This is a genomic window from Pseudomonas sp. Sample_21 (assembly GCF_004307525.1).
In the GTDB taxonomy this organism is placed as follows: domain Bacteria; phylum Pseudomonadota; class Gammaproteobacteria; order Pseudomonadales; family Pseudomonadaceae; genus Aquipseudomonas; species Aquipseudomonas atacamensis.
This window is the reverse complement of record NZ_RCNZ01000088.1, coordinates 67,920-85,820: the sequence shown is the minus strand read 5'-3', so window position 1 is coordinate 85,820 and position 17,901 is coordinate 67,920. Positions and strand designations below refer to the sequence as shown.

Here is a 17,901-nt window from a genome sequence, read left to right as displayed (position 1 = left end):
AAAAAGGCCTGCAATCGCAGGCCTTGTTCGTTGCCGAAACTCCGTTTAAGGCTTGTGCGCCCGCGACAGGAATTCGTGAGATTGCATTTCCAGCAGTCGGCTCAGCGTGCGCTGGAACTCGAAGGTCAGCCGTCCGCCGGTGTACAGATCCTTCAGCTCGACTTCGGCAGAAATGATCAGTTTGACGTTGCGGTCGTAGAACTCGTCGACCATGTTGATGAAGCGACGGGCGATGTCGTCGGTGGTGACGCTCATCTGCTCGACGCCGCTGAGCAGCACGGCGTGGAAGATCTTGCCCAGTTCGATGTAGTCGTTCTGGCTGCGCGGGCCGTCACACAGTTCGCGGAAATCGAACCAGGCCACGTCGTCGCAGGTGCGCAGAGCGCGGATTTCGCGGTTCTCGATGATCAGCACATCGTTTTCCACCGCTGCCGTGCACTCCGGCGTCAGTGCCTTGAAGCTCTTGCGCAGGCTTTCGTGCGCGGCTTCGTCGAGCGGATAGTGGAACAGCTCGGCTTGCTCGAGGTGACGCAGACGATAATCGACGCCGCTGTCGACGTTGACGATCTCGGTGTTCTGCTTGATCAGCGCGATGGCCGGGAGGAAGCGCGCGCGCTGCAGGCCATCCTTGTACAGGCCGTCCGGAACGATGTTCGACGTCGCGACGAGGGTCACGCCGTTCTTGAACAGTTCTTCCATCAGCGTGCCGAGGATCATCGCGTCAGTGATGTCGGAGACGAAGAATTCATCGAAGCAGATCACCCGCGACTCGGCCGCGAAGCGCTTGGCGATGATGGTCAGCGGGTTCTTCTCGCCGCCCAGGGTCTTCATTTCTTCGTGCACACGCTTCATGAAGCGGTGGAAGTGCGTGCGGGTCTTTTCCTTGAACGGCAGCGCTTCGAAGAAGGTGTCGACCAGGTATGTCTTGCCGCGACCGACGCCGCCCCAGAAATACAGGCCCTTGACCGGTGCCTGATCCTTTTTGCCAAACAGCTTGCCGAGCAAACCCGGCTTGTTCTGGTCGGCGGCGATCAAGTCGTCGTACAGACGCTGCAAGTGACGCACAGCAGTTTCCTGCGCGGCGTCATGGAAGAAGTCCGGGCGTTTCAGATCAGCTTGATATCGTTCTAGGGGCGTCATAATTCGTTAGCAAGGCAACAAAAACGGGCCGTCACTGTAGCGACGGCCTGTGGGAATGGCAATCGGCCCTTGGTCGGGTCGTGCCGCCGATCAGTCTTGAGCTGGAGTCAGTGCGACGCGCAACGCCTCGATGGCGGCGTCCCGCGCACCGATGTCGGCAAACGCCGGGCTGTCGCCCACGCACTCACCGGCCAGCCAGACGCTGAAGCTCAATTCTTCAATACGCACGTCCAGCGGCTCGCCGGACTGCAACTGTTTGGTCACCTGGCCGGCAGTTTTGCCGTCGGCGAAGTTGCGCGACAGCAGCAATTGCTCGCCATCGGCCGCCAGCAGACGGAAACGGAAGCTGCCGTCGTCCTCGCGGAAGCTGACGAAACGTGCGGCTTTCGCGGCTTTTTTCTTGGTAGTCGCGGCGACCTGAACCTGATTGACGAAAGAACGCAGGCCAACGGCTTCGCGCAATTCATTGAGGAACGGCGTGGCCACGGCGCGGGCCTTCTTCGCACCGATCTGCAGGATGTCTTCCAGATCCGCAGGACGCTCGATCAACTGGTGATACTTCTCGCGCGCTTCGCCGAGATCGTTGTCGAGCAACTGGAACAGGCGATTCTTCGCTTCACCCCAGCCCAGACCACCGAGTAGCTCGCTGCGGAACTCGTCAGCCTGCGCCGGAGTGGCGAAGGCCTGGAACAGAGTGAACAGGTGCGAGTTATCGGGATCTTTCGCTTCGCCCGGGGCCTTGGAGTCGGTGACGATCCGCGAGATCGCGTCCTTCATCTCTTTGGCGCTGGAGAACAGCGGAATGGTGTTGTCGTAGCTCTTCGACATCTTGCGACCGTCGAGGCCCGGCAAGGTGGCCACGCTTTCTTCGATCAGCGCTTCGGGCATGGTGAAGAACTCTCTGCCCTGGCCGAACAGATGGTTGAAACGCTGACCGATATCGCGGGCCATTTCCACGTGCTGAATCTGATCGCGACCGACCGGCACCTTGTGCGCGTTGAACATCAGAATGTCCGCCGCCATCAGCACCGGATAGCTGTACAGGCCCATGGTGATACCGGCGTCCGGGTCTTCACCCGTCTCAACGTTCTTGTCCACCGAGGCCTTGTAGGCGTGCGCGCGGTTGAGCAGGCCCTTGGCAGCGACGCAGGTCAGCAGCCAGGTCAGCTCGGGAATTTCCGGGATGTCGGACTGGCGGTAGAAGGTCACCCGATCGACATCGAGGCCACCGGCCAGCCAGGTCGCGGCGATTTCCAGACGCGAGCGCTGGATGCGCAGCGGGTCATCGCATTTGATCAGGGCGTGGTAGTCGGCCAGGAAATAGAACGAATCGGCCTGGCTGTCGCGGCTGGCGAGGATTGCCGGGCGAATCGCGCCGGCGTAGTTGCCCAGGTGCGGCGTGCCAGTGGTGGTGATGCCGGTGAGAATGCGGGTACGGTTGGTCATGGGTAATCGCTTGTCAGACTGCAATCAATTCGAGAGACGCGGCAGCAGCAGATCTTTGAGATCGGTCAGCTTGCCGTGAAAAAAGTGTCCGCATTCTGCCACTTTCAGCAGCTCATGGGGGCGCTGGAGTTGTTCCGACCACCGGTAGACCAGTTGCGGATCGATGACTTCATCGGTTTCCGGCTGGATCACGGTCAACCCGCCGTGCTGCGGCAGTTGATCCTGCTCGCCCAGACGCATCACCGCCGGGGCAACCATGAACAGGTGTGCAAGCTGGACGCCCTGGGCTTCGAGACGGCCGCCGAGACTTGCTGCAACAAATCCGCCGAAGGAGAAACCGAACAGGGTCAGCGGCAGATCCGGGTGTTTTTCCCGCAGCCATGTAGCTGCGGCCTGAGCGTCGTCGACTTCGCCGGTGCCCATGTCGTGCGTGCCCTGGCTGGCGCCGACGCCGCGATAGTTGAAACGCAAGGTGATCAGGCCTGCGTCGCGCGCGGTGCGCTGCAGGGTCGAGACGACCTTGTTGAGCATGGTGCCGCCCTGTACCGGGTTCGGATGGCAGATCAGCGCGATGCCGCGCGGCTGCTCGTTATCCAGATACAAAGCCTCAATTTGGCCGACAGGGCCGTCAATCACTACAGGGGTTTCACGCATCAGCAAGGGAGGAACTCCGTGACCTCGAATCGGGTCGACTCGTCTAGCAAATTGTCTGTGCCAATCTATTGCGAGTGAATCGCGGTATACAGCGCAGGTTCGAGCCGTTAACGTAAAGCAAAGCCGTTTATAGAGGAAGGACTCGTGGAACACTCGCTCTTAGTTTGGTTGTTACCGACTCTTGCCCTGGTTGTGGGTGTCGCCATTGGATTCCTGATCGCGCGCGTTGCGCCGAACGCCGCACCGAGCCGTACGCAGCGTCAACTGGATGATATCCAGGAGCGTTTCGACAGTTATCAGAACGAAGTGGTCACCCACTTCAACAGCACCGCGATGCTGGTCAAGAAACTGACCCAGAGCTATCAGGAAGTGCAGGACCACCTCGCCGAGGGCGCCAATCGTCTGGCCCTGGACGAGCAGACCCGCCAGCGCCTGATCGCCGCCCTGCACGCCGACGCAGCGCAGGCACCACGCGAACGCCTGACGCCACCGCGCGATCAGGAACCACCGCGTGACTATGCGCCGAAATCGCCAAATTCCCCTGGCATGCTCGATGAGCATTATGGTTTGAAGAAGTAATCGGGTTTCGCGCCCAACAAAAAGCCCCCGGACAATGCTGGTGTCCGGGGGCTTTTTTGTATCGGCTGATTTTGCGGTGACAACACTGGCCTCTTCGCGGGCAAGCCCGCTCCCACAGGGGTCAGGTGTGGAACACAGATTTTGGGTACGCCACCAATACCTGTGGGAGCGGGCTTGCCCGCGAAAGGGCCGGCACAGATGACACAAAAAAATGCCCGAATCACAGGACCGGGCATTTCTTCAATCAGGCAATCGCTTACGGATACTGCTGCACCGTGCCCGGCTGTTGCTGCTGACCACCATACTGCTGACCCGGAATAGCCTTCAGGTTGACCTCGACCCGGCGGTTCTGCGCGCGGCCGTTGACGTCACCGTTACTGGCAATCGGGTTATCCGGGCCGGCGCCACGGGCTGACAGGTTGGCACCGCTGACGCCTTGCGAGGTCAGGTAGGTCGCGACGCTCTGCGCACGACGCTGGGACAGGTCCATGTTGTGCTGGCGGCTGCCGGTGCTGTCGGTGTAGCCGACGATTTCGATCTGGTTCTGGCTGAACTCTTTCAACGAGTTGGCCAGGTTGTTCAGAGGCTGGTAGAAGCTCGGTGCGATGTTCGCCGAATCGGTGGCGAAGGTGATGTTGCCCGGCATGATCAGCTTGATCTGATCGCCCTGACGCTGCACTTCAACGCCAGTGTTGGCCATGCTCGCGCGCAGTTTCTTTTCCTGCTGGTCGGCGTAGTAGCCGTAGCCTGCTGCGGAGGCACCGACCACGGCAGCGCCGATCAAGGCGCCCTTGCCACGGTTGTCGTGTCCGATGGCGGCACCGGCGAGTGCACCGGCCAGCGCACCGAGGCCACCGTATTTGGCGGTTTTGCTCATGCCTTGCGAGCCACCGTCGGCCTGACCCTGATTGTCATACGGATTGGGCGAGGCGCAGCCGGACAGCACGGCCACGGCAGTAGCGACAATAATCAAACGACGCGTGGTGAACATGGAGAGCTCCTGGTTTTTTGCATTCTGTGGTGCAGCGGCCACTGATCAATCAATGGACCTGCGCGGGCGTTGGATCATGACAATGCCTAAAAATTCCGCCCGCTGCCCGTGACAAAAAATTCAGGCACGCACAAACGGGTTCTCACGCATCTCATCACCCAGACGCGTATCCGGGCCGTGCCCGGTGACAACCGTTGCATCCTCGTCCAGCGTATACAGCCGCTGCTTGATCGAACGCACGATGGTCGCCTGATCGCCACCCCACAAATCCGTACGTCCTACCCCTCGACGAAACAGCGTGTCGCCGGCTATCAACAGCTTAGCCTCGGAAAACCAAAAGCTCATGGACCCGGGTGTATGGCCCGGCGTGTGCAGGGCCACGCCGCAACCGCAGGCGAGTTCTTCGTCATCGCTCAGCCAACGATCCGGCGACGGCACCGGGGTGTACGGCACGCCGAACATCTGGCACTGCATTTCGAGGTTGTCCCAGAGGAACTGGTCTTCCTTGTGCAGATGCAGGGTCGCACCGGTTTTCTCCTTCATCTGCCCTGAAGCGAGAAAGTGATCGAGATGCGCGTGGGTATGGATGATGCTGACGACTTTCAGGCCATGGGCATCGAGGCGCGCCATGATCAGGTCCGGGTTGCCGCCCGGGTCGACGACGATGGCTTTTTTGGTGATTGGGTCGCCGATGATGGTGCAGTTGCACTGGAGCGGGCCGACGGGGAAGGTTTCGCGGATAAGCGCAGGGCTGGGCGTGGTCATGGAAAAATCCTGGACAGGGTCAACGCCGTTGGCAACGGCCGATGGCGAATTTTACCGTCGCTAGAGCAATAACCCCAATGCCTTCGCCCGCGCCACGGCCTGCGTACGCCGCTCAACCCCGAGCTTGCTGTTGATATGGCTGGCGTGGGTTTTCACGGTGTGAAGGGAAATGAACAACTGCTCGCTGATTTCCTGATTGGAACAGCCCTGAGCGATCAGACGCAGCACCGCCAGTTCACGGCTGCTGAGTTGTTCGGTAGCGGAGCTTTCCACGGTCGGGCGCGGCGCGGCTGTTGGGAAATGTGTGAGCAATTGCTGGCTGACGGCGTTGCAGGAAAGCGCCTGCAATTGCCCGCGCATCCAGTCGGCATGACTTTTCAGCAGCGCATCGAAGGGCTGGAAGACGCCGCCGGCCGCTGCTTCCAGGGCCTGACTCAACACTTTGCGCGCCTCGGGCTCGCGCCCACCGGACAGCAACAGCGCTACCTTCTGCGTCAACGCCATCACGCTTAGCAACTGCCGCCCGGTCTGCTGGCCGTTTTCATGCAACACGTTCAAGCGCCCTTCGGCAAGCATCGGTTGCCCCTGAATCACATCGAGCAGCGCCTGTTGCAGTTCCACATGCAGCGGCAGCTGTGGATGAAACTCCGGTGGCGCCGCAGCGTTTTCGCCGGTGTAGGTCTGGCCCAATCGTGCAAGCCAAGCCTCGGCAAGATCAATCCGGCCCTGAGCCAGCCACAGCTCGCATTTGACCAGAGTGATCATCGCCAGATAGTAAATCGGCGGTACGTCCCAGATGTGCATCAGACGTTCGGCTTCGGCGAGTTCGGCGAAGGCCTTGGCGAACTCGCCGCTGGCGCCGTCGAGGCGGGCAATCACGCAGTGGCCGATCAGCACGCTGATGTCGCGACAGGCGCGCGCCTCGCCAATCCCGGCCAGCAGACGCACACGTGCGGCTTGCGGCTGCAAACGCATCGCCAGCAGGAAACCTTCATACAACGTCAGCCGCGCGCGCACGGCGTACAGTCGTTGCGGCGACAGACCGCGCAAGCGTTCCAGGCCCTGATGCACTTCATCCAGCGCGCGCAGAATCTCGCCCCGCGATTGCAGAACCCGCGCCCTGTCGTAATGCGCGAGTGCTTCGAATAATGGATTGCCAACCCGCTGTGCCAGCTCGAGGGATTCGCGGTTCAGGCCACGGGCGCGCCACAGATCGCCGTCGGCGATCGCCAGATTGGACAGGGTCGACAGGCACATCAGCCGCTGGCCATAACGCTTGGCCGGCAGGCTCTCCAGCGCTTCACTGCCATAGCGCAGGGTCAGTTCGCGATGGCCGCGTCCGCGAGCGATGATCCCGCTCAGCGCCAGCCATTGCGCCAGCATGGATTTCTGCGCAGTGGCCGAAGGCGCCGGCAGGAAACGGCTCAAATGGCTGGCCAGCTCTTCAGCGGCATCGAGCTGACAGGCCAGCCCCAGCGCCCAGCTGTAGAGCACAATCAGCCGTGGCGTGCTGATCAGCAGACTGTCGGGCAAGTCCATTTTCCAGCGCAGCAGCATGCCGACGTTCTGCTCGGCGAGCAGCTGTTCTTCGGACAGGTTCTGTACGAGATTTGCCGCGACATCGAGATGCCCGGCACGCAACGCCTGTTCCACCGCCTCGTCGAGCAAGCCTTGCGCATTGAACCAGCGGCAGGCGCGCAAATGCAGGGTGGCGTTGGGCACCATTGCCTGGGCGATCGGCCGGCTGCGCAACAAGTCGGAGAACAGATGGTGATAGCGATACCAATGACCGTGCTCGTCCAGCGGCACCAGAAACACTTGGTGAGCGAGGAGAAAGCGCAGGATCTCGGCGCTGTCATGGGCTTCGCGGACGGCGTCGCAGAGCTCGCTGCAAAAGCGTTCCTGCGGAGCTGTTTCGTAGAGAAACGATTGCACTTCGACCGGCAGGCAATCGATGACTTCTTCGAGCAGATAATCGCGTATCAGCCCTTCGCCGCCGTTCAGTGCTTGCGGCAGCGCGGCATCGTTGCCCGCCTCGGCCACCGCCAGCAGCCAGAAGCGCAGACCGGCGACCCAGCCTTCGCTGCGCTGGATCAGGCTTTCCAGTGCTTCGCCGCGCAGTGAGCTGCTGTGGCGATCGAGCAAGGTCAGGGCTTCGTCGTGGGTCAGGCGCAAATCCTGTTCGTGCAGCTCGAGCAACTGCCGCGACAGGCGCAGACGCGCCAGATGCCAGTCCGGGCGCTGACGGCTGGTGACCATCACCAGCAAGCCATCGGGCAGATGATTGAGGAAGAATTGCAGGCAACGATCCAGCACCGGCCCCTGGGCAAGGTGGTAGTCGTCGAGTACCAGCAGCAGCGGTGCAGCAGGATCGAGATGCAGCGCCAGCTCATCGAGCAGACCGTCGAGCCACTCTTCGAACGCGAATGGTTGATGGCGCTGACGCATTTTCAACAGGCCGAGGGCACCAGCGCCCAACGCAGGAAAATAGTCCTGTAGCCCTTCAAGCAAGCGCTCGAGAAAACGTCCGGGATCACTGTCTCGTGGGCTCAAGCCCAGCCAGAGACTTTGCCAATGCGCCGGCAGGCTTTGACAGAACTCCACCGCCAGCGAGCTTTTGCCGAACCCGGCCGGGGCGCTGACCAGCAGCAACCGACCTCCGAGCCCGGCCTGCAGACGCTGGCAAAGGCGCGGCCGCAAGACATAGCCATCAGGCAGCGGCGGGCGGAAAAAACGCCCGTCCAGTGCTGCGACGGTGATGCTTGCGGGACCCGGAAGTGGGGACAGATCAGTCATGGCCGGCTCTTGTTCGAAGGCGATTGGCGGCGTTGCAGATGTCCGCAGCCTAGCCTTAAACGAAGAGGTAATGAAGGTCACTGCTACAAATGGCTACAAAAAGGCTACAGACACAAAAACGCCCCGAACCGGTCGGGGCGTTTTCACGAGGATGCGGCCTCGGGTTTACGCAGGTTTAGCGAACACCATCCTGACGCAGGGCGGCCGGAGTGAAGTCGCTGGTGGTGGCGGTGAAGCCAAAGTCATACGCCTGCTTCTCTTCGTTCTTCATGCCCAGTGCCAGATAGCGGCCGGACTGCAGGTCGTAGAGGGTTTCGAGGGCGTACCACGGCACTTGCTTGTCGTAGTAGTTCTCGGCATGTGCCTCGGCTACACGCCACAGTTGGCCACGACCGTCATAGTGGTCGATGACCGCTGCCTGCCAGGTGTCCTCGTCGATGTAGAAGTCACGCTTGGCGTAGATGTGGCGCTGGCCTTCCTTCAGGGTCGCGACCACGTGCCAGACGCGGCGCAGCTCGTAGCGTGCCAGGTCCTGATTGATGTGGCCGGCCTTGATGATGTCCGAGTACTTCAGCTTCGGATCGTCGAGCTTGTAGCTGTCGGAGGCGATGTACATTTCCTTCTTGCCTTCAAGCTTCCAGTCGTAGCGATCCGGGGCACCGTTGTACATGTCGAGGTTGTCGGAAGTACGCAGGCCGTCGGCGGCGGTACCCGGGCCGTCATACGACACTTGTGGTGCACGGCGCACACGACGCTGACCGGCGTTGTAGACCCACGCCGAACGCGGCTCCTTGACCTGATCGAGCGTCTCGTGCACCAGCAGTACGCCACCGGCCAGACGCGCCGGCGCGGTCACTTTCTGCTTGAAGTAGAACAGGATGTTGCCCGGGTTCGCCGGATCGTAGTCCTTCATCTTGTCGCGAAACACGAACTGATCCTGGAAGTACACCAGGCTGTACGAGCCGTTCGGTTGCGGCGTGGCCTGGGTCACCAGACGGGTCACGCTGCCGCCGCGATAGCGGGTGATGTGGTTCCAGATCACTTCCACGCCGGTTTTCGGGATCGGGAACGGCACGGCGGTATCGAAGTTTTCCAGACCGTTGCCGCCGGACACCAGGTTGGTGCTGGTGGCGTTCTTCTTGATCGCGGCGAACACGTCATCCGGCACGGTGGCGCCGCGATGGGACGGATAGACCGGCATCTTGAAGGTTTCCGGATAGCGCTTGAACATCGCGTACTGGCCCGGGGCAAGCTTGTCCTTGTACTTGTCGACATCCTTGGCAGTGATGGTGAACAGCGGTTGCTCACTGGCGTAAGGGTTGGACAGGAAGCCTTTGCTGTCGACGCTGCCGGCATTCTTCGGCAGTGGTTTCCAGGCCGGGATCGAACCGTCGGCATTACCGGCCATTTCCGCGCCCATCGGCGTCAGGCTCTTGCCCAGTTTGTCCGCTTCGGCAGCAGGCACCGCCGCCATGACACTGGTCGCCAGCAGCGACAGGCCCAGAACACCGGCGTGGAACAGACTCTTTGTTATTTTCATAAATTCGTTCGTCCTGAAATGCAGTGCTTAGAAGTTCACGCCGAAGCTGAGCGCCACGAAGTCGCGGTCATCCACGGTGGTGTACTTGCCGTCGAAGAAATTGGTGTAAGCCAGGCTCGCGGTGTAGGTGTTCTGGTATTCGGCGTCGACGCCCAGGCTGACCGCTTTGCGACCTTCCTCGAAGTTGCCGCCAGGGCCTGGCGAGTAACCGCTGACGTCGTGGGACCAGGCCACGTTCGGCTTGAGGTTCACACCGGCAAACACGTCGTTGTATTCCCAGATCGCCCGACCACGGTAGCCCCACGACATCGACGTGGTGAAACCGTCGTTTTCGCAATTGCGGCTGCGGTTGTTCTGCGGCGAACCGGGACCTGCACCGTTGATGGTGCTGTTGTTGAGGATGTTGGCGCAGGTATCGATACCGCCAGTGGCCGGCAACTCGCCCGGACCGTAGACCGGGTCACGGCCATAGCGCTTGTCGGAACGGCTTTCCAGGCCACCGACGTAGGTCGCGCCGACTTCACCGACGAGGGTCAGACGGCTGGCGCCCATGACCTGATCGAAGAAGTGCGTGAAGGTCGTCTGGATCTGGGTGATTTCCTTGCGCTCATAGCCATGCAGATCCTGACCCGGCACGCCGGTCAGCAGCGAAGCGTTGGTCAGCGCGCCGCCCAGCGGACGCACGCCGGCAAACAGGATGTCGGTGGAGTTCAGTTGTACCGGCGCGTTCGGACGGTAGCTGATCTCACCGCTCCACGCCGTACCGGTAGGCAGGGTGGTGGAGAAGCTCAGACCGTAGAGACGAATGTCTTCCGGGTATTCGATGAAGTAATTGGAGTTGCCCGCAACCAGCAGCGGTGCGAGTGCGGCAAACGGCCCCGGCAGCGCGGCGGCAGTGTTGTAGACCGACTGCGGTGCGCCGGTGGCGCTGAAAATCGGCGCACGGCTGTGGTAGTTCATGAAGTAGGCGCCGAACTCGGTGTCGAGTGGCTCGAACATGTATTTGAGGGACGCGCCCCACTGACCGCTGTCACGCGCGTCACGGTCCGGCCCACGGCGCACCAGCACGCCTTCTTGGTCGACGTTCACACCGTTGGCGGCCAACGGCCCCAAAGCGATCGCCGGAATCTGCGAACGCTTGTTCAGTACGCGCAAATTGTTGTCGCAACCGTCGGCAACGATGTCTGGCTGGGAGAAGAAGGTGCCGCAGTTGTCGACGACGGTCTGATCCCATTCCAGTTGGTAGAACGCTTCGGCCGAGAGGTTATCGGTGAGGCTCTGCGACACGTAGAACATGTTGACCGGGATCAGGCCTTCCTTGATCTCGGCGCCCGGACGACGGAACGCGGAGACGTCGATCGGGTTGATCGAGTTGATGCCGCCGCCGATGAAGGTACTTTCACCCCAGCTCACTACCTGCTTGCCCAGACGCACGGAACCCGGCTGATCGGCGATCGCGTAGTTGTGGTAGACGAAGGCATCGAGGATCTGCCCGCCGGAGGACTTGGCGCCCTCTTTGCGGTTGCTGTCGCTGATGTCCTTGAACTCGCGGCTCTCGTCCTTCAGTTCGAAGTCGTACCAGTACTTGCCACGGACGAACACGCCGGTGTCGCCGTATTTCAGTTCGAGGTCATGGATGCCCTTGAAGATCTTCGAGAAGGTTTCGCCGCTCTTGAAGTTGGCGTGCCCATCATCTGAAGTCTGCGACAGGCCACGGCCGCCGTTGTTGACGCCAATAAGATTCTTGTTCGGGCTCTGAGTAGACCAACTGGCACCGATCGACAGGGACGAGTCGAACTGGCCTTCGATTTCACCGACGTTGAAACTGACGCCGAATGCAGGCCCGGCGAGCGAGGAGGCAAGACTGACCGCCAGAGGCAGTTTCGCCCGGCGCCAGAACTGGTTTACTGAGGTCATCGACGCTACTCCATGTGCATTATTGTTATGGCAGTGAGTACTTTTAAAAACGCTGTGGAGGACCGGGCGCCAGGGCTGCCCGAAATCGTTCCAGAGTTGCTCGCCCCGTTCAGTGCGTGTGCTCCGTTTTCAAAAAGTCCTTGAGCGGACTATAGCCAGCGGGTGGTAGTGCTTGATCCCTCTAAAGTGTGATTTGCAGCCGCCAACCACTCTGGAACAGTCCTTTCGCCAGTCCGACACACGTCGGCACGGCAAGGATGGCTGATTTTTTCGATTTCACAAGCCAAGCGCTTGCTTGGTGGGTCTGGCGCGCCGGTTTCGGCGCGCCAGCAGCCACTTAAAGTGTCGAAAGGAAGGTGCTGTTGTTGGCCTGCCATTCGGTGATGTCGAGGCGGATGCGCTTCTTGTCGAGCTTGCCGACACTGGTCTTGGGAATTTCGGTAACAAGGGCGATCTGACTGGGGATCGCCCACTTGCTCAGGTGCCCCAGCTCGACGAACGGCTTGAGGTGTTCCTTCAGTTCCCGTGCGCCAATCACCTGCCCTTCGCGGACCACCAGCAAGGCAAACGGACGCTCGCCCCACTGCGGATCGGCGATGCCCACCACTGCTACTTCGCGTACCGCCGCATGCCTGCTGATGAGGTCTTCGAGGTCGAGTGAGGAGATCCACTCGCCGCCGGTCTTGATCACGTCCTTGATGCGATCACGAATATCGATCACGCCCATACTGTCGAGCGTGGCGACGTCACCGGTGTGCAACCAGCCACCGGCCCAGAGCTCGGCGCCCTTCTGCGGCTCGTTGAAATAACCTTCGGTCAGCCATGGCGCGCGCAGCACCAGTTCGCCCTGGGTTTCGCCGTCGGCCGGAAGGAAATTGCCCTCGCCGTCGACAATCGCCGCTTCGACCAGTGGCCCCGGCACGCCAGCCTTGATCCGGTAAGTGGTGCGCTCGTCTTCGCTGCCGGCCATCAATTCGTCGTTGAGGTGCGCGCAGGACACCAGCGGCCCGGTTTCCGACATGCCGTACGCGGCCGTCAGTTGAATGCCTCGGGCCTTGGCGTTTTCATAGAGGCTGCGATTGAGCGCGCTGCCGCCGATGACGATTTTCCAGCCGCCAAAGTCGGCGCCCTGCGCGGCTTTGGCGTTGAGCAGCATCTGCAGGATGGTCGGCACGCAATGGGAAAAGGTGACCTTCTCCTTGCGCCACAACTCCACCAGATACTCCGGATCGTAACGCCCCGGATAAACCTGCTTGAGCCCGAGCATGGTCGCCACGTAAGGCAAACCCCAGGCATGGACATGGAACATCGGCGTGATCGGCATGTACACATCGTTGGTACCGAGCAGCCGTACGCTGTCGATCGAACCCATGATCGTCGCCACGCCGATGGTGTGTAGCACCAGTTGCCGGTGGGTGAAATACACGCCTTTCGGATTGCCCGTGGTGCCGGTTGTGTAGAACGTGGTGGCCACCGAGTTTTCGTCGAAGTCTTGGAAATCGTATTGCGCACTCGCAGCGGCCAGCAGTTGCTCATATTCGCCGACGAGGTTCGGCAGCTCTGCGGTTTTCTCCGGCAGATCGCTCAGCAGCAGGGTTTTCTCCACCGTGGTCAGCTGCGGCGCGATGGCCTGATACAGCCCGAAGAACTCGCTGTTGACCAGCACGAAGCGGTCTTCGGCGTGGTTCATGGTGTAGAGGATCTGCTCCGGCGACAGGCGCACGTTGATGGTGTGGATCACCGCGCCGATCATCGGAATGGCGAACATGCATTCCAGATAACGGTGGCTGTCCCAGTCCATCACCGCCACGGTGTCACCAGCCTTGACGCCGGCAGCCGTCAGCACGTTGGCCAGCCGCGCAACCCGCTCGATCAGGGTCGGATAGCTGTAGCGCAACTGGTCGCGGTAGATGATTTCGCGGGTTTTCTCGTAACGGGCGCCGGACATCAGCAGCCGTTTGATCAGCAATGGATACTGGTAGGCCCCATCGGCCGGCGGAATGACCCGAGTCTGCAACATAAGAATCCCTTTTCTGACTGCACGGTGTTGGCGGAGAGATTCGTACTCTAGTGCGCCTGCATGACAGTCAAATCAGCCAAAGGAATGATTTGCAGAGCCGTACAAATGCTAGCTTTGCGCCAGCATTTCGGGCCGAATTAGAAGAAACCACGACCGGTGGGAGCGAGCCTGCTCGCGAAGGCGTAGGGTCAGTGACATTTTTGGTGACTGGACTGGCGCTTTCGCGAGCAGGCTCGCTCCCACAGGGATTGATGTGTTCCAGTTCTCAATGCATCTCGGTGAACGCGATTTTCACGCCGAGAGCAATCAGCACGGCGCCCATGGTGCGGTCGAACCAGTGGCCCATGCGGGCGAAGCCGGCGCGCACCCGTTGTTGGCTGAACAGCATCGCCACCAGGCAGAACCAGATCGCCGTCGCCACCGCCAGGTAAACGCCGTAACCGGCCTGCACCGCCAGCGGCGTGTGCGGGTTGATCACCACGGTGAACAGCGAGAGGAAAAACAGCGTGGCTTTCGGGTTCAGGCCGTTGGTGACGAAGCCTGAGGTGAACGCGCCCCGCGCGGTGCGTACGCCGGTTTCCCGGTGCAAGTCATCGGTGACGGTTTTCGCCGGTTGCGCGCGCAAGGCCTTGAAGCCGATGTACAGCAGGTAAGCCGCCGCCGCCCACTTCATCGCGTTGAACAGCACGATCGACTGCGACACGATCAGACCGATGCCGAGCAACGAATAGCCGACATGCAGGAAAATCGCCGAGCCCACGCCCAGCGCGGTCCAGGTGCCGGCGCGACGCCCATGGGTCACGCTCTCGCGCACGACCACGGCAAAGTCCGGTCCGGGGCTGGCCACGGCGAGCAGATGGATCAGGGCAACGGTCAAGAACTCGGTCCAGTACATGGGGGCTCCTTTGGGGCAGCTTGGTCAATAAAAAATCTGTAAAGAACACAGTCCTGTGGCGAGGGGATTTATCCCCGTTGGGTTGCGAAGCACCCCAAAAATTTCTGTCTGGCCCGCAGGCAATGATTTTGCGACTGCTGCGCAGCCGATCGGGGCGGTGCGACGTTTCGCTAAATCCCCTCGCCACGGGGTTATGTGTCCGCTGCGGGATCAGCGTAACGATTTGTTTCATCTGGTAGGCTCGGCAGAGTACGCCCTCCGCTCACAGCACAAAAGGTACAGTTGATGACGAACACGCGCCGCGCGGTATTCCTTGATCACCCTTCGCTGGATCTCGGCGATCTGGACCTCGGTCCGTTGCGCGAATGCTTCAGCGACTTGCAGCTGTTCGCCCAGACTCTGCCGGAACAGGTCAGCGAACGCCTGCACGGCGCCAGTGTGGCGATCACCAACAAGGTCGTGATCGACGCGGCCGCGATGGCTGCCAACCCGCAACTGAAACTGATCCTGATCAGCGCCACCGGCACCAACAATGTCGACCTCACTGCCGCCCGCGCCCACGGCATCACTGTGTGCAATTGCCAGGCTTACGGCACGCCGTCGGTGGCGCAACACACGATCATGCTGTTGCTCAACCTCGCTACGCGCCTGGCCGACTATCAGCAAGCAGTGGGCGAAGGCCGCTGGCAACAGGCGAAACAGTTCTGTGTGCTCGACTACCCGATCGTCGAACTGCAAGGCAAAACCCTCGGCCTGCTCGGCCATGGCGAACTCGGCGGCGCCGTGGCGCGACTGGCCGAAGCGTTTGGCATGCGTGTGTTGCTTGGGCAGATTCCGGGGCGCCCGGCTCGGCCGGATCGCCTGCCGCTGGAAGAACTGCTGCCGCAGATCGACGCCCTGACCCTGCACTGCCCGCTCAACGAGCACACCCGGAACTTCATCGGCGCCGGCGAGCTGGCCGCGATGAAGCCCGGCGCATTTGTGGTCAATACCGCTCGTGGCGGCTTGATCGACGAGCAAGCGCTGGCCGACGCTTTGCGCAGCGGCCACCTCGGCGGTGCGGCGACCGATGTGTTGAGTGTCGAGCCACCGACCCAGGGCAATCCGCTGCTCGCCGCCGATATCCCGCGCCTGATCGTCACCCCGCATAACGCTTGGGGCAGTCGCGAGGCGCGCCAGCGTATCGTCGGGCAACTGAGCGAAAACGCCCAGGCGTTCTTCAGCGGTGAGGCGCTGCGTGTCGTCAGTTGATAAACTGCGGCACTTTTTTTCAAGGAGCAGTTATGGATCCGCGCAGTGAAGTACTGCTTCGTCAGGCCGAGTTATTCCAGGGTTCGCTGCTGTTGGCCGGCCTGCCCGCCGATGATTTGCTCGGGCGCTTGCCCAACGCGTTCGGCTGGTGCTGGCACGCTGGCGATCAAGCCGCACTGGACGCACGTTTCGAAGGCCGCAGCCAGTTCGGCGTGAATGTCCCGGAGCGCGAGTTCGACAGCGCTGTGGTGTTCCTGCCCAAATCCAAGGACCTCACCGATTACATTCTTAACGCCGTGGCGTCGCGTCTGGCCGGGCGTGAGGTGTTTCTGGTCGGGGAAAAACGCAGCGGCATCGAAGGCGCATCCAAGCAGCTCAATCCGTTCGGCAAGCCACGCAAACTCGACAGCGCTCGCCACTGCCAGCTCTGGCAAGTCACCGTGGCCAATGCGCCTGAAGCGAAACCGCTGGAAAGCCTGGCGCAGACTTACGAACTGCCGCTGGCCGAAGGGCCGTTGAAAGTCATCAGCCTGCCGGGCGTGTTCAGCCATGGGCGCCTGGATCGCGGCAGCGCCCTGCTGCTGGAGCATCTGGACAAACTGCCGAGCGGCCATCTGCTCGATTTCGGTTGCGGCGCCGGCGTGCTCGGGGCTGCGGTGAAACGTCGCTATCCGCACAATCAGGTGACGTTGCTGGATGTTGACGCATTCGCCGCCGCCAGCAGCCGTCTGACCCTGGCTGCCAATGGCCTGGAAGCCGAAGTGCTGACCGGCGACGGCATCGACGCCGCGCCGATGGGTTTGAGCGCGATTCTGAGCAATCCACCATTCCATGTCGGCGTGCACACCGATTATTTCGCAACGGAGAACCTGCTGCGAAAAGCGGCGAAACATCTGAAAAACGGTGGCGAACTGCGCCTTGTGGCGAACAGCTTCCTCAAGTATCAGCCGTTGATCGAGGAGCACCTGGGCGTGTGTGCGATCAAGGCTGAAGGCAATGGTTTCCGGATCTACCGGGCCAAGCGCGGCTGAAAATTTGTTCTTGCCCAATCGGATTTGCCTAGGCAGAATCCGCTCCGTCCTAGGGGAGTAGTCTCCCACGAGCGCCAAGCTCGTCCGGCATACGTCAACATACTTGATCCTCAGATCATGGCGTATGCGACCCAAGCGTCCGCATCAGACGGATCGCAGGGTTTGACAAGACCTATGACACGCACACCTTACCCGGGGCGGGAAGGCTGTACGTGTCATAGCCGTGTCGACCCGCCCCTTAGGAAATCCCTGATGCTGGACTCGCTACTCGTTCCCACCGCAATCGTTGCCTTGGCCGAAATCGGCGACAAGACGCAACTGCTCGCGCTGATTCTCGCCGCTCGCTTTCGCAAACCCTGGCCGATCATTGCCGGGATTGTCGCCGCGACTTTGGCCAACCACGCAGCAGCCGGTGCGGTAGGTGCCTGGGTCGGCAGTTTCTTCTCCGACGCCGTCCTGCACTGGATCCTCGCCGCCAGCTTCGCCGCCACGGCGCTGTGGACCCTGGTCCCGGACAAAATGGATGACGACGAAGCCAGCACGGCGCGCAAGTTCGGGCCTTTCCTGACCACGCTGATCGCGTTCTTCCTCGCGGAAATCGGCGACAAGACGCAGATCGCCACGGTGATGCTCGCCGCGCAATATCCGGAACTGTGGCTGGTGATTATCGGCACCACCGTGGGCATGCTGATTGCCAACGTGCCGGTGGTCCTGGCGGGTAACTTTGCTGCAGAGAAACTGCCGCTGACCCTGATCCGCCGCCTCGCGGCTTCGGCGTTCATGATTCTGGCGATTGTTGCGGTTTATAAAGCGATGCAGAGCAGCGGCTGGGTTTAACCCCGTCTACTGAACTACCCAAAACCTGTGGTGAGGGGA

General features: G+C 61.2%; 14 protein-coding genes and 1 riboswitch. Of the genes, 4 read left to right on the top strand and 10 right to left on the bottom strand.

From position 1 onward, the window contains the following. Nucleotides 1-45: 45 nt before the first annotated feature. The 3 genes from zapE to D8U71_RS16000 all read right to left on the bottom strand — a co-directional run bounded on the left by zapE (nucleotide 46) and on the right by D8U71_RS16000 (nucleotide 3,240). Nucleotides 46-1,140, bottom strand: a complete 1,095-nt coding sequence (gene zapE / locus D8U71_RS16010; protein ID WP_016773254.1) for a cell division protein ZapE — start codon at nucleotides 1,138-1,140, stop codon at nucleotides 46-48. Between the two features lie 90 nt (nucleotides 1,141-1,230). After that, nucleotides 1,231-2,586 (bottom strand): tryptophan--tRNA ligase, encoded by a 1,356-nt coding sequence (locus tag D8U71_RS16005; RefSeq protein WP_130888190.1) that lies wholly within the window; start codon nucleotides 2,584-2,586, stop codon nucleotides 1,231-1,233. Nucleotides 2,587-2,610: 24 nt separating this feature from the next. After that, nucleotides 2,611-3,240, bottom strand: a complete 630-nt coding sequence (locus D8U71_RS16000) for an alpha/beta fold hydrolase (protein ID WP_130888249.1) — start codon at nucleotides 3,238-3,240, stop codon at nucleotides 2,611-2,613. 144 nt (nucleotides 3,241-3,384) lie between these two features. Here D8U71_RS16000 and D8U71_RS15995 point away from each other — a divergent pair, with 144 nt between their 5' ends. Continuing rightward, entirely contained in the window at nucleotides 3,385-3,819 is a 435-nt protein-coding gene (locus tag D8U71_RS15995) for a DUF1043 family protein (RefSeq protein WP_016773251.1), read from the top strand. A 256-nt stretch (nucleotides 3,820-4,075) separates the two neighbouring features. Here the strand turns inward: D8U71_RS15995 and D8U71_RS15985 are convergent, their stop codons facing one another. From D8U71_RS15985 to D8U71_RS15955, 7 genes are all read right to left on the bottom strand, one after another. Continuing rightward, on the bottom strand, nucleotides 4,076-4,810 hold the full coding sequence (locus D8U71_RS15985; RefSeq protein WP_076564082.1) for an OmpA family protein: 735 nt from the start codon (nucleotides 4,808-4,810) through the stop codon (nucleotides 4,076-4,078). A gap of 120 nt (nucleotides 4,811-4,930) precedes the next feature. Further along, nucleotides 4,931-5,575 carry an MBL fold metallo-hydrolase gene (locus tag D8U71_RS15980; protein ID WP_024014263.1) on the bottom strand — a complete coding sequence of 215 codons (645 nt, stop codon included), beginning with the start codon at nucleotides 5,573-5,575 and terminating at the stop codon, nucleotides 4,931-4,933. 60 nt (nucleotides 5,576-5,635) lie between these two features. Further along, nucleotides 5,636-8,371 carry a LuxR C-terminal-related transcriptional regulator gene (locus tag D8U71_RS15975; RefSeq protein WP_130888188.1) on the bottom strand — a complete coding sequence of 912 codons (2,736 nt, stop codon included), beginning with the start codon at nucleotides 8,369-8,371 and terminating at the stop codon, nucleotides 5,636-5,638. A gap of 175 nt (nucleotides 8,372-8,546) precedes the next feature. Further along, complete coding sequence (locus D8U71_RS15970; RefSeq protein WP_024014265.1) at nucleotides 8,547-9,911, bottom strand: DUF1329 domain-containing protein; 1,365 nt, start codon at nucleotides 9,909-9,911, stop codon at nucleotides 8,547-8,549. 27 nt (nucleotides 9,912-9,938) lie between these two features. After that, nucleotides 9,939-11,828, bottom strand: coding sequence for a DUF1302 domain-containing protein (locus D8U71_RS15965; RefSeq protein WP_110603014.1), 1,890 nt, complete (start codon nucleotides 11,826-11,828; stop codon nucleotides 9,939-9,941). A 337-nt stretch (nucleotides 11,829-12,165) separates the two neighbouring features. Then, a complete protein-coding gene (locus D8U71_RS15960) occupies nucleotides 12,166-13,848 on the bottom strand; it encodes a fatty acid--CoA ligase (RefSeq protein WP_130888187.1) in 1,683 nt (560 codons plus the stop codon). Between the two features lie 265 nt (nucleotides 13,849-14,113). Further along, nucleotides 14,114-14,743, bottom strand: a complete 630-nt coding sequence (locus D8U71_RS15955; RefSeq protein ID WP_130888186.1) for a LysE family transporter — start codon at nucleotides 14,741-14,743, stop codon at nucleotides 14,114-14,116. A gap of 285 nt (nucleotides 14,744-15,028) precedes the next feature. On the opposite strand from D8U71_RS15955, the gene D8U71_RS15950 reads away from it, so the two are divergent. The 3 genes from D8U71_RS15950 (at nucleotide 15,029) to D8U71_RS15940 (ending at nucleotide 17,862) form a co-directional block, all read left to right on the top strand. Further along, nucleotides 15,029-15,994: a 2-hydroxyacid dehydrogenase gene (locus D8U71_RS15950; protein ID WP_130888185.1), complete on the top strand. Its 966-nt coding sequence runs from the start codon at nucleotides 15,029-15,031 to the stop codon at nucleotides 15,992-15,994. Nucleotides 15,995-16,026: 32 nt separating this feature from the next. Then, the gene (locus D8U71_RS15945; protein WP_016773244.1) at nucleotides 16,027-17,025 is read left to right on the top strand and encodes a class I SAM-dependent methyltransferase; all 999 of its coding nucleotides are present in this window, start codon (nucleotides 16,027-16,029) and stop codon (nucleotides 17,023-17,025) included. Between the two features lie 40 nt (nucleotides 17,026-17,065). Next, nucleotides 17,066-17,188: riboswitch (yybP-ykoY riboswitch) on the top strand. Nucleotides 17,189-17,277: 89 nt separating this feature from the next. Next, on the top strand, nucleotides 17,278-17,862 hold the full coding sequence (locus D8U71_RS15940) for a TMEM165/GDT1 family protein (protein ID WP_041479980.1): 585 nt from the start codon (nucleotides 17,278-17,280) through the stop codon (nucleotides 17,860-17,862). Nucleotides 17,863-17,901 lie beyond the last annotated feature (39 nt).